This window comes from Bradyrhizobium algeriense (assembly GCF_003062295.1).
Classification (GTDB): Bacteria; Pseudomonadota; Alphaproteobacteria; order Rhizobiales; family Xanthobacteraceae; genus Bradyrhizobium; species Bradyrhizobium algeriense.
Window position 1 is genome coordinate 97,824 of sequence record NZ_PYCN01000012.1, and the last position, 13,007, is coordinate 110,830.

11 protein-coding genes are annotated in these 13,007 nt (G+C 62.4%); 4 read left to right on the forward strand and 7 right to left on the reverse strand.

Annotated features, from left to right (window positions below):
* Nucleotides 1-76: 76 nt before the first annotated feature.
* The 7 genes from C7G61_RS22800 to C7G61_RS22830 form a co-directional block, all read right to left on the reverse strand.
* On the reverse strand, nucleotides 77-1,798 hold the full coding sequence (locus tag C7G61_RS22800) for a SulP family inorganic anion transporter (protein WP_108518615.1): 1,722 nt from the start codon (nucleotides 1,796-1,798) through the stop codon (nucleotides 77-79).
* A 40-nt stretch (nucleotides 1,799-1,838) separates the two neighbouring features.
* The gene (ppk2, locus tag C7G61_RS22805; RefSeq protein WP_108518618.1) at nucleotides 1,839-2,675 is read right to left on the reverse strand and encodes a polyphosphate kinase 2; all 837 of its coding nucleotides are present in this window, start codon (nucleotides 2,673-2,675) and stop codon (nucleotides 1,839-1,841) included.
* 190 nt (nucleotides 2,676-2,865) lie between these two features.
* Nucleotides 2,866-3,090 carry a hypothetical protein gene (locus C7G61_RS22810; RefSeq protein WP_108518839.1) on the reverse strand — a complete coding sequence of 75 codons (225 nt, stop codon included), beginning with the start codon at nucleotides 3,088-3,090 and terminating at the stop codon, nucleotides 2,866-2,868.
* Nucleotides 3,091-3,412: 322 nt separating this feature from the next.
* The gene (locus C7G61_RS22815; RefSeq protein ID WP_108518842.1) at nucleotides 3,413-3,799 is read right to left on the reverse strand and encodes an ester cyclase; all 387 of its coding nucleotides are present in this window, start codon (nucleotides 3,797-3,799) and stop codon (nucleotides 3,413-3,415) included.
* Nucleotides 3,800-4,023: 224 nt separating this feature from the next.
* On the reverse strand, nucleotides 4,024-4,824 hold the full coding sequence (locus C7G61_RS22820; RefSeq protein ID WP_108518620.1) for an SDR family NAD(P)-dependent oxidoreductase: 801 nt from the start codon (nucleotides 4,822-4,824) through the stop codon (nucleotides 4,024-4,026).
* Complete coding sequence (locus C7G61_RS22825) at nucleotides 4,825-5,379, reverse strand: carboxymuconolactone decarboxylase family protein (RefSeq protein ID WP_108518623.1); 555 nt, start codon at nucleotides 5,377-5,379, stop codon at nucleotides 4,825-4,827. It abuts the gene before it with no gap.
* A 40-nt stretch (nucleotides 5,380-5,419) separates the two neighbouring features.
* Nucleotides 5,420-6,364, reverse strand: a complete 945-nt coding sequence (locus tag C7G61_RS22830) for a hotdog family protein (protein WP_108518626.1) — start codon at nucleotides 6,362-6,364, stop codon at nucleotides 5,420-5,422.
* A gap of 189 nt (nucleotides 6,365-6,553) precedes the next feature.
* Here C7G61_RS22830 and C7G61_RS22835 point away from each other — a divergent pair, with 189 nt between their 5' ends.
* The 4 genes from C7G61_RS22835 to C7G61_RS22850 all read left to right on the forward strand — a co-directional run bounded on the left by C7G61_RS22835 (nucleotide 6,554) and on the right by C7G61_RS22850 (nucleotide 13,004).
* A complete protein-coding gene (locus C7G61_RS22835) occupies nucleotides 6,554-10,027 on the forward strand; it encodes an indolepyruvate ferredoxin oxidoreductase family protein (RefSeq protein ID WP_108518629.1) in 3,474 nt (1,157 codons plus the stop codon).
* A 153-nt stretch (nucleotides 10,028-10,180) separates the two neighbouring features.
* Nucleotides 10,181-10,618 (forward strand): hypothetical protein, encoded by a 438-nt coding sequence (locus C7G61_RS22840; protein ID WP_108518632.1) that lies wholly within the window; start codon nucleotides 10,181-10,183, stop codon nucleotides 10,616-10,618.
* Between the two features lie 178 nt (nucleotides 10,619-10,796).
* Nucleotides 10,797-12,383, forward strand: a complete 1,587-nt coding sequence (locus tag C7G61_RS22845) for an alkaline phosphatase D family protein (protein WP_108518634.1) — start codon at nucleotides 10,797-10,799, stop codon at nucleotides 12,381-12,383.
* Between the two features lie 180 nt (nucleotides 12,384-12,563).
* Nucleotides 12,564-13,004 (forward strand): GlcG/HbpS family heme-binding protein, encoded by a 441-nt coding sequence (locus tag C7G61_RS22850; RefSeq protein WP_108518637.1) that lies wholly within the window; start codon nucleotides 12,564-12,566, stop codon nucleotides 13,002-13,004.
* The last annotated feature ends 3 nt before the right edge of the window (nucleotides 13,005-13,007 follow it).

Genomic DNA, 13,007 nt, shown 5'->3' on the forward strand with positions numbered 1-13,007 from the left:
ATCCAATATACGCTTGCTCCCCGCAGCGGCAAGTTCGGAACCTGCTTTCGCGGCCGCGTGATTGCCGCGTCACTTTCTAAGTTTTGACCTGGTCCTCCCAGTCCTCCCACTCCACGTCATTGATTTCCAGGTAGCTGGAAACGGCTGCGCCAACGGTCGGGAAGAAATATTGCTCGCCAAGCTGCGAGAACAACCCAAATCGCTTCAGCTTGTCCTTTACCGGATCTTTGAGTTCGGCAAAGCACAACTCGATGCCCTGCGCGTGCAACGCCTCGTCCAATTCGGCGACTATATCGCCGGCGGAGACGTCCACGCTGGTGACGGGTTCCGCCGCAACGACCAGCCAGCGCACGGGCGTCGGCGATTTCGCCACGGCGTCCAGGACGCGCTCCTTGAAGAATTCGGCGTTGGCGAAGAACAGAGGTGCATCCCACCGAAACAGGACCAGCCCGGGGATTTGGCGTGCATCCGGATATCTCGTGATGTCGTGATAACCTTTGACGCCATCGGCGCGACCCAACACGGCAGAGTGCGGGCGCCAGCCGTCCCACAGGAACTCGATGATGGCGATCGCGATTGCGAGCCCAATTCCCGGAATCACTCCGAATACGGCCACCCCGACAAAGCAGACCATCGACAGCCAGAACTCCCACTGCTGAATCCGATAGATTCGTTTGAGGTCGGTGACCTCAAACAAGCCGATCGCAGCGGCGATGACGACAGCCGCCAATGCAGCGGAGGGCAAATGCTGAAGCAGGTTTGGCGCCACCAGCAGAAGGGTGGCGATGGCAAGCGCGCCGACGACACTGGTTAGCTGGGTGCGGGCGCCGGCGGCTTCGGCAACAGGCGTACGCGAAGAGCTGCTGCTGATCGGGAAACCTTGAAAGAATCCGGTTGCCAGGTTGGCGGCGCCAAGCCCCACCATCTCCTGGTTGGGATCGACATGCGTGCCCAATCGCGCGGCATAGGAACGCGAAAGCACGCTGGTGTCCGCAAACGAAACCAGGGCAATGGCGCAGCCGCCGACCAGTACCGGGACGATATCGCCGTAGGTGATCCAGGGGATTGCGAAACCCGGCAATCCCTCTGGAAGGGGACCAATGACCGCCACGCCGTAACGGGCCCCAAGGTCAAGCGCGCCGACGACGGCGGTCGCCGCAACCACCGCAATCAGAATGCCTGGCAGCCGCTTGTTGTTCTGGAGCAGCAGGATGACCATCAGCGTGCCGAGCCCAATCCCGAAGGCGACCCAGTTTGTCTTTCCTTCAAGAATCGCATCGGCGATCGCCCACAGACTCCGCAAGGGTCCTTCGCCCTTGATCGAGAAGCCGAAGAGGTTTGGCAATTGGCTGATCAAAACGGTCAATGCAATTCCGTTCATATAGCCGTACCGAATCGGCTTGGAGAGCAACTCGGTGACAAAACCCAGGCGGGCGATGCCGGCCAGAATGCATACCGTCCCTGAAACGATCGCCATCATGGCGGCGAGCGTTGCGGCGCGGAGAGGATCACCACCGGACAGCGGAACGACAACGCCGAGGATAACAGCCGCCAGCGCCGAGTCCGGTCCCAGAACGAGGATGCGACTGGGGCCGAACAATGCGTAGACCAACAGCGGCACGATCGTTGCGTACAGACCGTAGATGCCAGGCAAGCCCGATGCCACCGCGTAGGCAATTCCAACCGGGACCAGCATGGCCGCCAGCACGAGCCCAGCGAGGATATCGTGCCTAAGCCACGCCGCCTCGTATCGACGCAGCGTTTCGATGCCCGGCAGCCAGTGCATCCAATGCTTCATCGGCCGTCACTTCCAGGCCCGGCCACACCGCGCCGAAACGTCAGTAGCGGCTCGGAACCGGGTGGCCTGCGCCCAGACCCACGGTAGCACTCTTAGGCTGCCGTTGCGCCTTGGGAATCTTCGGCAGGTCTACGTCGACCTTCTTGTATGGGATGCTCTCGAGCAGATGCCGGATCAGGTTCAGCCGGGCCCGACGCTTGTTGTCAGCGGGGACGATGTACCAGGGCGCCCAAGACGTGTGGGTGGCCTTGATCATGCGCTGGTAGGCCGCCGTGTAGTCCCACCAGCGCCGCACCGATTCGGTGTCCATCGGACTGAGCTTCCAGTGTTTCATCGGGTCTTTGATCCGCGCCTCAAACCGGCGCCGTTGCTCGTCCTGACTTACGTCGAGAAAGTATTTGCGCAGGATGATGCCGTTGTTGACGATCATCTCCCGCTCGACAACGGGGACCATCGCTAAGAACCGCTCGTAATCCTCATCGGTGACGAAGCCCATCACCCGCTCGACGCCGGCCCGGTTGTACCACGAGCGGTCGAACAGGACGATCTCGCCCGCCGCCGGAAAATGCGCGACGTAGCGCTGAATGAAGAGTTGGGTCTTCTCTCGGTCGGACGGGACGGGCAATGCCACGTGGCGGTAGACGCGCGGGCTGGTCCGCGCTGTGATCCGGCTGATGACGCCGCCTTTGCCCGCGGTGTCCCGGCCCTCGAAGACCACAATGATGCGTGCCCCCTTGTCTTTGACCCAGGTCTGCAGCCGGGTCAGCTCGACCTGAAGTTTTGCGAGTTCCTTCTCAAATTCCTTGCGGCTCACCTTGCCCGACGCGGTCCCCGGCGCCTCAACTATCTCGCCCTTCTTCTGCTTGTCCTTCAACATCTGGCAGCCTCCCGGGCTACTACCGACAGCTATTCGGTCGCACAGGACGATCCTGATACCGAACGGGAGCAGAGCGCCGCGCTGCTTTGTTGACCTAGATCAAAGGACGTCCGCGATGGCTCATTCGCGTCAAACTCCAAAACCCGAGGCGGTCAATCCAAAATCTTGTGCTGCAGCGCAGTGCCGCGAATCAGGCTGCCAGATCCTGCAACAGCAGCGATGAGCCTCTGATCAGCACCTTGCGTCCCTTCGCGGTGATGGCGGGTGTGTCGCCGTTCATGGTGGCGAGTTCGAGCGCGATCAGGCCGTCGATCGTGTAGCGGCTCATGCGCGGCAGCTTTGATGCTGGCGTACGCAAGGCCTTCAAGGTTTCCCACTGGGACGGCGTCAGGTCGTAGTCGAATTCTTCGTTCATGGTGCCTCGGCATTTCTTGCAGCGCTTGCCACAATTCTTGAGGTGCCTCATAGCGAGCGCACATGAAATTCGTGCGACTGCAACGAGTCGGTATTTCGACAAGCGACGATGCGCTGTCACATCATCGTGTCACTGGAATCGATTGAATGTGTCGAATCACACAGATGGCCGGACAAAAACGCTGGCGCAAAATTGCGTGAATACGGGGCGCGTCAAAAAGACCGCCCGATCGCCGCACCCCTTAAGAGAAAGTTACTAACAAATAGTAAATTTTAGGAGCCCGGCTTCTTCGCGCCGGCGGAACGCGCGGCCATACTGGCCGCTAAAGCTGGGCTTCGATGGCCACCTTGTCTATCACCGACCATACTTCGCGAATCTTGTCTTCCCGAAACTCGTAGAAAACATTCTCGGTGAATGAAATTCTCTTGCCGCCTACATGGAGGCCAAGGAAGCTTCGCTTCGGTGTGCAGTCGAAGCTCAGCCGGCTGGCAATACGAGGTGGATCGGCAATCAGCATCCGGATGTTGAAATGAAGGTCCGGAATTTCATCAAAGTCTCTCTCCAGCATTTCGAGATAACCCGATAAGCCGATCCGCCGGCCGTTGTGGACCACGTCGTGATGAACGAACTGGCCCAGCATCGGCCAGTCCTGTTTGTTCAGGCAGGCAATGTAGTTTCGATAGAGGTCGGAAAGGTCGGCTTTGGTCACGGCAATGGGGTTGCTTTTTGCGGGAGCCGGTGCAGGAACGAACAACGTTTTGGAAATCGATTAGGTTCCCTTCCTGCGAAACGCCGCCGTAGCTGCCGTAGAGTGGGCAAAGCGACTTGTCCGCCGTAGCTCAACGAGCGAAGGCGGAAGCGTGCCCACCATTTCGAGCGAAGTATTCGATGGTGGGCACGGCGCGAAGTGCGCCTTTGCCCACCCTACGATTCCTATCCCCGCCGCACGCTCGCCCCGCCGTCCACCGGCAACGTCACGCCGGTAATGAAACTTGCTTCATCCGACGCCAGAAACAGTGCGGCGTTGGCGACGTCCCAGCCGGTGCCCATCTTGTGGCGCAGCGGCACTTTTGCATCGCGTTCGGCCTCGACCTCGGCGCGGCTCTTCTTGAACTCGCGCGCGCGGGTATCGACCGCCATCGGCGTATTCATCAGGCCCGGCAGGATGACGTTGGCGCGGATGCCGTACTGGGCGTTCTGGTAGGCGAGCTGTTCGGTGAAGGCGATCATCGCCGACTTGGTCGCCTTATAGGCCACATAGGGATAGGTCGTGATCGCGGCCATCGACGAGATGTTGATGATCGCGCCGCTCTTTTGTTGGCGCATGATCGGGATCACGTGCTTGGCGGCCAGCACGCAGCTCTTCAGGTTGATCGCGACGCAGCGGTCGAACGCTTCCTCTGAAATGTCGAGCAGTTCGGCGTCGCCGCCGGACAGGCTGACGCCGACATTGTTGTGCAGCACGTCGATGCGGCCCCAGCGCGCTTGCGCGTCCGCCACCATCGCCTGGAGGTCGGCATTTTGGGTGACGTCAGCCTTGAACGCCGCCGCGGCGCCCTGTTTGGCGGTGATCATGTCGACCGTCTCCTGGGCGGAGGCCAGATTGTGATCGACACACAGCACCTTGGCGCCTTCGCGCGCAAAGGTCAGCGCGGTGGCGCGGCCGTTGCCGATGCCTTCGCCGGGGCTCTGTCCGGCGCCGACGACGATGGCGACACGATCTTTCAGGCGCATTCATTCCACTCCCGGGATCGGGTACTGTTGCAGTACCTCTTTGTAATAGGGTTCGTTGTCGATCTTCATGGTCGCCAGCACGCGGACCACGGCGCAGTAGAACGCGATGGTGAGCACGAGGTCGACCATCAGCTCGTCGGAGAGTTTTTGCTTGATCTCAGAGAAGGTTGCTTCCGACATCGCAAGTTCCCGCACCATCTCACGGGCGCCACGGAGGATCGCCTTCGCCAGCGGTTCGAGTTTTGAGGGCTTGCCCTCGGTCTCGGCCATCAGGGCGGCGATATCGTCATCGGTGACGCCGAACTCCTTGCCGATCTTCACGTGGTGGGTGAACTCATATTCCGATTTCTCCATCCAGCCGACCTGGAGGATCGCCAGTTCACGCAAGCGCGGATCGAGCTTGCTGTTGAAGCGGATATATCCGCCGATGCCGTTGAAGGCGCGCGCCATGTCGGGAGAGTTCACCAACAGCTTGTGCAGGTTGGTGTTGCGCTTGAGCATGTCGCGGTATTCGGGGGCGACCTGGTCGGCTTCGAGATAGGGCAGGCGGGCCATTTTGTTGTTGTCCTTGTTGGCGATAGCGGATGAGGCTCACCTAGCCGTAGAGCGCTTTGTGCTCCTGCTCATAGTTGGCGTAGGAGTCTTTGATGCTGGCCATGTTCAGCAGCATCGTGGCGACCGGGTTGTCGTCTTTCGCAAACACCGTCGTGCGCATCCACACGCTCTCGGTGCGGCGGCTGCCGCTCAACGCGACGACCTCGCGCTCGGCGGTGTAGTTGTCGCCGACAAACAATGGCCCGCGCAGCAGGCGGATTTCCTGGTCGGCGAACAGCCCGACCGCCGGACCGCGGACCGGCAACCGGTCCTCGCGGGCGCGGTACTGAAACAGCACGCTCAGCATCTCCATGGGAATGATCGCCCGGCCCCAGGGATTGTGCTCCTGCGAATAATACGCCGAAGGCTCGGTGATCACCTTCAGCTTCTGCTCAAGCGAAAACGGATAGAGGTCGCCCATGTGCTGGTCGAAATCCATCTTCACCGTCTGGCGGGGTGTCTTCATGCCAACCTTGAGGTCGGCGAGAATGACGGGATCGGCGAGCGGCTTCAGTTCGCCGATCCGCCGGGAAAGCGCCGTGTCCGAACCATCGCCGCCGACCGACGCGGTGCCACGCAAGATCTCGGTGCCGTCGCGCTTGGTCATGCCGATCGCGCAGATCCTCTCGCCCGGCTTCGGCTTTTCGATATTGGCCTGCACCTCCTCGCCCTCGAAGGCGGGGTTGCGGTAGTGGGCCGACAGGCATCCGGTCTCGAACCAGGGCTGGCCCCAGATCCGCTCGCACAGCGGCGCGAACTGGCTGAAATGGGTCGGGCCCTCGATGGTGCCGCCCTGAAACCCCAGCTTTTGCGCGGTCGCATCGTCGTGGATCGAGGCGTGGGAGTCGTAGACCTGCGCATGAAGCATTTGCTTCGGGCTGCGCCACGGCCCCACCAGCAGATTGCCGCTTTCCAATAGTTCGGTCGTGAACGCCGCTTCTGTCATCCCTGGTGTCTCCCTTTACTCCCAAGCGTTTCAAAGAAGGCGGATTTCGGCAAGAGCGATCCGCACGACAGGCGAGATATGTCCTGCGGCCATGAATTCACGCTGGGCACGCATAGCAAAACCGGTGCATTCTGTTCGCAATTAGACCGGTTCAAATAACCGGCGGAACGTGCGACGGGGAGCGGACGAATGGCATTGATGGAAGTTGGTCTGGACGACAAGTATCGTCTGGACGCGAAGCGGATTTTTCTCTCCGGTACGCAGGCGCTGGTCCGCCTTCCCATGTTGCAGCGCGAACGCGACCGCGCGGCGGGGCTCAACACCGCAGGTTTCATATCAGGCTACCGCGGCTCGCCGCTCGGCATGTACGACCACGCGCTGTGGCGCGCCAAAACCTTCCTCAAGCAGCATGACATCGAGTTCGCACCCGGTCTCAACGAGGATTTGGCGGCCACCTCCGTGTGGGGCAGCCAGCAGGTCGGCATGTTTCCCGGCGCCAAGGTCGATGGCGTCTTCGGTATCTGGTATGGCAAGGGCCCCGGCGTCGACCGCTCGATGGATGCGCTCAAGCATGCCAACTCGGCCGGCACCTCGCCGAACGGCGGCGTGATTGCGCTCGCCGGCGACGACCATGGCTGCCAGTCCTCCACGCTCGCCCATCAGAGCGAGCAGGTGTTCGCCGCGGCATTGATGCCGGTGGTCAATCCGGCGACGCTGCAGGATTATCTCGATCTCGGCATTCTGGGCTTTGCGCTGTCGCGCTATTCAAGTTGCTGGGTCGGCTTCAAAGCGATTTCCGAAACCGTTGAAAGCTCGGCCTCGATCGTCAGCGATCCTGACCGCATCAAGATCATCATGCCCGATGATTTCGAAATGCCGCCGGGCGGACTTTCCATCCGCTGGCCCGATGCGCCGCTGGAGCAGGAGCGGCGGCTGCACGGCCCGAAGATGCAGGCGGTGGCGGCGTTCACGCGCGTCAATCGCTTTGACCGCATCGTGCTGGATTCCAAGCCCGCCCGGCTCGGCATCATGGCGACCGGCAAGGCCTATCTCGACCTCCGGCAGGCGCTGGCCGACCTCGGGATATCAGACGCCGAGGCGCAGGCGCTGGGACTGCGCATCTACAAGGTCGCGCTGACCTGGCCGCTGGAGGAATCCGGAGCAAAGGCGTTCGCCGAAGGTCTGCAGGATGTGCTCGTGGTCGAGGAGAAGCGCGGTTTTATTGAGGACCAACTCCTTCGCATTCTCTATAACGTCGATGCCTCGAAGCGGCCTTCGGTGGTCGGCAAGCGCGACGAGAGCGGCGCGATGCTGCTGCCGAGCGAAGGCGAATTGACGCCGACCATGGTCGCGGCGGCCGTCGTGGCGCGCTTGCGCAAACTCGGCCATCGCAGCCCGGCGCTGGAGCAGCGTCTGGCAAAGCTCGAAGCCTTCGACCGGCCGGCGGACGGCATTGGCGCCGCCAAACTTCAGCGCACGCCGTATTTCTGTTCGGGCTGTCCCCATAACACCTCGACCAGGATCCCCGAGGGCAGCCGCGCCATGGCCGGCATCGGCTGTCACGGCATGGCGCTGTCGGTGCCGAACCGCCGCACGCAGACGATCTCGCATATGGGCGCGGAAGGCGTCACCTGGATCGGGCAGGCGCCGTTCACCAGCGAGCCGCACGTGTTCCAGAATTTGGGCGACGGCACCTACACACATTCCGGCCTGCTCGCGATCCGCGCGGCGGCGGCTTCCGGCGTCAACATCACCTACAAGATCCTTTATAATGATGCTGTCGCGATGACCGGCGGCCAGCCGGCCGAAGGCGGCCTGACGGTGTCGCAGATCGCGCACCAGGTTTCGGCGGAGGGGGCAAAACGCCTCGTCATCGTTTCCGACGATCCCGAGAAATACCCCAGCAATTACTTTCCATCAGGCGCGACCGTTCATCATCGCCGCGAACTCGACGCGGTGCAGAAGGAACTGCGCGAGGTCAAGGGCCTCACCGTCCTGATCTACGACCAGACTTGCGCTGCCGAAAAGCGCCGCCGCCGCAAGCGCGGGCTCTATCCGGATCCGCCGAAGCGCGTATTCATCAACGAGAGGGTCTGCGAGGGCTGCGGCGATTGCTCGTCTGTTTCCAACTGCGTTTCCGTGCAGCCGCTGGAAACCGAGTTCGGCCGCAAGCGGCGGATCGACCAGTCGAACTGCAACAAGGACTTTTCCTGCATCGAGGGCTTTTGCCCGAGTTTTGTCACCGTGCATGGCGGCAGACTGAGGAAGGCCGATCGCACCGCGGCCGATCCGTCCGCGCTGTTCGCCGATCTGCCGACACCGGCCACGCCCGCGCTCGATGGCGCCTACAACATCCTCGTCACCGGTATCGGCGGCACCGGCGTCATCACCATCGGCGCGCTGCTCGGCATGGCCGCCCATGTCGAGGGCCTGGCGTGCTCGACGCTGGATTTCACAGGGTTATCGCAGAAGAACGGCGCGGTCATGAGCCATGTCCGCATCGCGCCCGAGGCGGACGATCTCGCAACCGTCCGTATTGCGCCGGGCGGCGCCAACCTCATTCTCGGCTGCGATATCGTGGTCGCCACCAGCATCCCGGCGCTGAGCCGGGCCGAACGCGGCGTCACACGCGCGATCGTCAATGCCGACCTGTTGCCGACGGCAAGCTTCGTCATCAATCCCGACATAGACTTCGAGGCGGGGACGATGCGGGAGTCGCTCAACGGGGCCGTCAGTGCCTCCGACCTCGACATTCTGGACGCCACCGGGCTTGCCACCGCGCTGATGGGCGACAGCATCGCCACCAACGCCTTCATGCTCGGCTTCGCGTTCCAGCGTGGCGCGATTCCCCTTTCGCTGGAGGCGATCATGAAGGCGATCGACCTCAACGGCGCGGCGATCGACATGAACAAGCTGGCGTTCTCCTGGGGCCGACTCGCCGCGCACGATCTGCAGCGCGTCGTCACGGCTGCCCGCTTCAAGAATTCGGGCGCGGCGCCGGTCAAGCGGACGCTCGACGAGAGCATCGCGTTCCGCGCCAAGTTCCTGACGGACTACCAGAATGAGGCCTACTCGAAGCGCTACCTCAGCGAGGTCGAGCGCGTTCGCGCGGCCGAAGCAAAGGGCTCGCCCGGGTCGCATGAACTGACCGAAGCGTTTGCAAAAGGCCTGTTCAAGTTGATGGCCTACAAGGACGAATACGAAGTCGCCCGGCTTTATTCCGACGGTGAGTTCGCAAAAGCGTTGAAGGAACAGTTCGACGGCGACGCGAGCGTCAAGGTCAGTCTCGCGCCGCCGCTGCTGGCGCCGCGCGACAAGGTGACCGGGCATCTGCGCAAGCGCGAGTTCGGTTCCTGGATCTTCCGCGCCTTCGAACTCCTGACGTGGTTCAAGTTCCTGCGCGGCACGGCATTCGATCCGTTCGGCTACACGGCCGAGCGTCGGATGGAGCGGGCGCTACCGCGTGAATATTCCGCAATGATCTTCCGCCACGTCGACAAGGCGAAGCCGCAGGATTGGCCGCGTCTGGTGGCGCTGGCGAAATCCGCGGAACTCGTTCGCGGCTACGGCCACGTCAAGGAAGCCAATGTCGCGAAGTTCCGCAGCGAGTGCACGCGCGTGGAGGCCGCGATCGGCCAGCCGGTGGCGCAGGCAGCTGAATAAGTTTCGCTTATCCGGCTGTTCCTGGCTGTGAACTTTTCCACAGCCAAGATCATTCACCAGTAATCTTGCGGGCGGGATCGGCTGGCATTGTGCGGCCGGCTGCCTACATGATGGCCGTTCTTCAGATTTTTGGTTGATTTCAGGAGGCCTTCGATGGTCCTGAAAAGCGCCTTTGCGGTAGCACTTTGCACGGGGCTCCTGATGTCGGGCAGCACCACGCTGGCAGACGACTACAAGGCCGGCGAGCTCATCGGCCTCGATCTTTCGCAGGCCGTGCTCTCGCCGAAGCGGCTCGGCCCGGAGACGCGATTCGCTCCGGTCCGGATCGAGGCCAGGAACGATGCCCGGCCGGTGAAGACGGAGCGCGTGGTTGTGCCGAAGGAAGCCGCGCCCAAGCCTCAAGTAGCGCGTCAGGTGGCTGCTCACATAGCACATGAGCGCGCCGAGAAACCGCGTGTGGAGAAACCGCGCGGGGCCGCCCGCACCACACTGGCGCGGCGTCATACCAATCCGCTCGACGCGCAGGCGCGCGACACGCGGATCCAGACCTGGCCGTGCAAGTCCGGCGGCATCTGCGACTGGCAGCGGTAGTTCATTCGTAGGATGGGTAGAGCGAAGCGAAACCCATCTTGCTTCCGCGCAAGGATTGATGGGTTTCGCTTCGCTCTACCCATCCTACGATTCCACGTCATCCATCTGTCGTAAAACCTTCGGCCAGGAGTCAAATTGCTCGGGCACACCTTCGTCGTGATTCGACGAGGGTGCTTCGATGCCGATTGCGATACGCGCCGGGCAAAGTCTGAACCGGCGTCAATTGCTGGTCCGCTCCGCCGCGACATTTGCCGTTGCCGGTCTCGGCAGCCTCGCCAGACCACATCTCAGCCGCGCCGCGGATCGTCCGCTCATCGCCGGCGGGATTCAGTCGGGCGACGTCTCGGCCGACTCTGCAGTGATCTGGGCGCGCACCGACCGGCCGGCGCGGATGCAGGTTGAATGTTCTGTTGTCGAGAGCTTCAAGACCATCCTTCGCATCGTTACCGCCGATGCCTTGCCGGACAGCGACTTCGTCTCAAAAGTTCTGCTCGATGGCCTGCCGGCGGGGCAGGACATTTTCTATCGCGTGCGCTTCGACGATATCAGCGAGAGCGGCATCGAAGGCGAGGCGCAGGTCGGGCATTTCCGTACCGCGCCCACCGCGCGAGGCCATATTTCGTTTGCGTGGTCCGGCGATACCGCCGGCCAGGGTTGGGGCATCGATCCCTCGCGCGGCGGTATGCGCACCTACCGCACCATGCTCGACAACCGTCCGGACTTCTTCATCCATTCCGGCGATCACATCTATGCAGACTGTCCGGTGGAACGCGAGCTGAAGCTGCCCAATGGCGAGATCTGGCGCAACATCGTCACCGAACAGAAGTCCGTGGTGGCCCACAGCCTCGAACAGTTCCGCGCCAACTACAAATATAATCTGCTCGACGACAATCTGCGCGCCTTCAACGCCGAAGTACCGATGTTCGCGCAATGGGACGACCACGAGGTCACCAACGACTGGGCGCCGATCGGCACCGCCGACGAGACCGGCCATGCCGAGGACGGCTCTTCGCTTCTGGTGGCGCGGGCGCGCCGCGCGTTCCATGAATTCATGCCGATGCGCGCGACGCCGGCGCAGGACGGCCGCATCTATCGCAAGATCGCCTATGGCCCGCTGCTCGACGTCTTTATGATCGACATGCGCAGCTACCGCGATTCCACCTTTAACAAGCGCGACGACCAGAGCGAGACCCGCATCCTTGGTGCGGCGCAACTGGCTTGGCTGAAGCGCGAGCTGGTGGCTTCCGACGCGACCTGGAAGGTGATCGCCGCCGACATGCCGATCGGCCTGATCAGCGAGGATGCCATTGCGCTCGGCGATGGCCCGCCGGAGCGGCGCGAGCACGAGATTGCCGATCTGCTGTCGTTCATGAAGCGCGCCGGCATCCGCAACACGGTGTGGCTGACCGCCGACATGCATTACACGGCCGCGCATCATTACGATCCGAACCGCGCGGCGTTTCAGGATTTCGAACCGTTCTGGGAGTTCGTCTCCGGCCCCTTACATGCGGGCACCTGGGCGCCGGCCCCGCTCGACAACACGTTCGGGCCGAAAGCTGCGTTCCAGAAGGGCTGCAGCGCGGAGCAGGGCGAGAATCTCGCCCCCTGTTTCGGCCTGCAATTCTTCGGCCGCGTCGACATCGACGGCAAGACCGAAGTGATGACCGTGACGTTGAAGGACGTCGACAACCGCGACCTCTGGTCGGTCGATATCGAGCCCCGCCCGGACGCGCGGCCCGGCCGGATCATGGCGCAGCATATATGACGCTTCGATCGCGAGACCGTTGGATCAACCCCTCCATGTTCGCGCCGCATAGTTTGGCTAGGCTTCGCCGCTTGCCGACGCGTGCGGTACAAGATCGCATCCGGAAGTTGCGTATTAATTCTTGAAGGAGGCGCAGCGGTGGCGCACACTTCGCCTGTCCTTGCCGACCGGAGCGCTGCCATGTTTGTCGCCGATAGCAAGCGCCTGACGCATCAGGGCGCGAAGATGATCATGGCGACGGCGGTGGAATTGGCCGGCCAGGCCAACATCGCGATCTCCTGTGCCATCGTGGATTCCGGCGGGCATGTGATCCTGATCGAACGAATGGACGGCGGTCGCTTCCATACCGTGCACTCCTGCACCACCAAGGCGGTTTGCGCCGCGTCAAACCGGCGCCCGACCACGGCCAAAGGCGCGGCCGGCCAGGACCTCGACGTCAGCCATGCGATCGGACTTGCGCTCGCCGCCGGACCGGAACGGTGGACGGCCATGGAAGGCGGCGTACCGGTGCTGGTTGGCCGGGAATGTATCGGCGGCGTCGGCGTGAGCGGCGGTGATTGGGAGACCGATTTGCGGATCGCCAAAATGGCCGTCGAGTCGATCGGCGCGAATTGGGAATAACAT

What these genes read in the sequence shown, in the direction of transcription:
- C7G61_RS22845 (WP_108518634.1), top strand. Translation starts at nt 10,797, where the DNA reads ATGCCGATTGCGATACGCGCCGGGCAAAGTCTGAACCGGCGTCAATTG.
- C7G61_RS22800 (WP_108518615.1), bottom strand. Translation starts at nt 1,798, where the DNA reads ATGAAGCATTGGATGCACTGGCTGCCGGGCATCGAAACGCTGCGTCGA.
- C7G61_RS22820 (WP_108518620.1), bottom strand. Translation starts at nt 4,824, where the DNA reads ATGCGCCTGAAAGATCGTGTCGCCATCGTCGTCGGCGCCGGACAGAGC.
- C7G61_RS22825 (WP_108518623.1), bottom strand. Translation starts at nt 5,379, where the DNA reads ATGGCCCGCCTGCCCTATCTCGAAGCCGACCAGGTCGCCCCCGAATAC.
- C7G61_RS22810 (WP_108518839.1), bottom strand. Translation starts at nt 3,090, where the DNA reads ATGAACGAAGAATTCGACTACGACCTGACGCCGTCCCAGTGGGAAACC.
- C7G61_RS22840 (WP_108518632.1), top strand. Translation starts at nt 10,181, where the DNA reads ATGGTCCTGAAAAGCGCCTTTGCGGTAGCACTTTGCACGGGGCTCCTG.
- C7G61_RS22835 (WP_108518629.1), top strand. Translation starts at nt 6,554, where the DNA reads ATGGCATTGATGGAAGTTGGTCTGGACGACAAGTATCGTCTGGACGCG.
- C7G61_RS22850 (WP_108518637.1), top strand. Translation starts at nt 12,564, where the DNA reads ATGTTTGTCGCCGATAGCAAGCGCCTGACGCATCAGGGCGCGAAGATG.
- C7G61_RS22830 (WP_108518626.1), bottom strand. Translation starts at nt 6,364, where the DNA reads ATGACAGAAGCGGCGTTCACGACCGAACTATTGGAAAGCGGCAATCTG.
- ppk2 (WP_108518618.1), bottom strand. Translation starts at nt 2,675, where the DNA reads ATGTTGAAGGACAAGCAGAAGAAGGGCGAGATAGTTGAGGCGCCGGGG.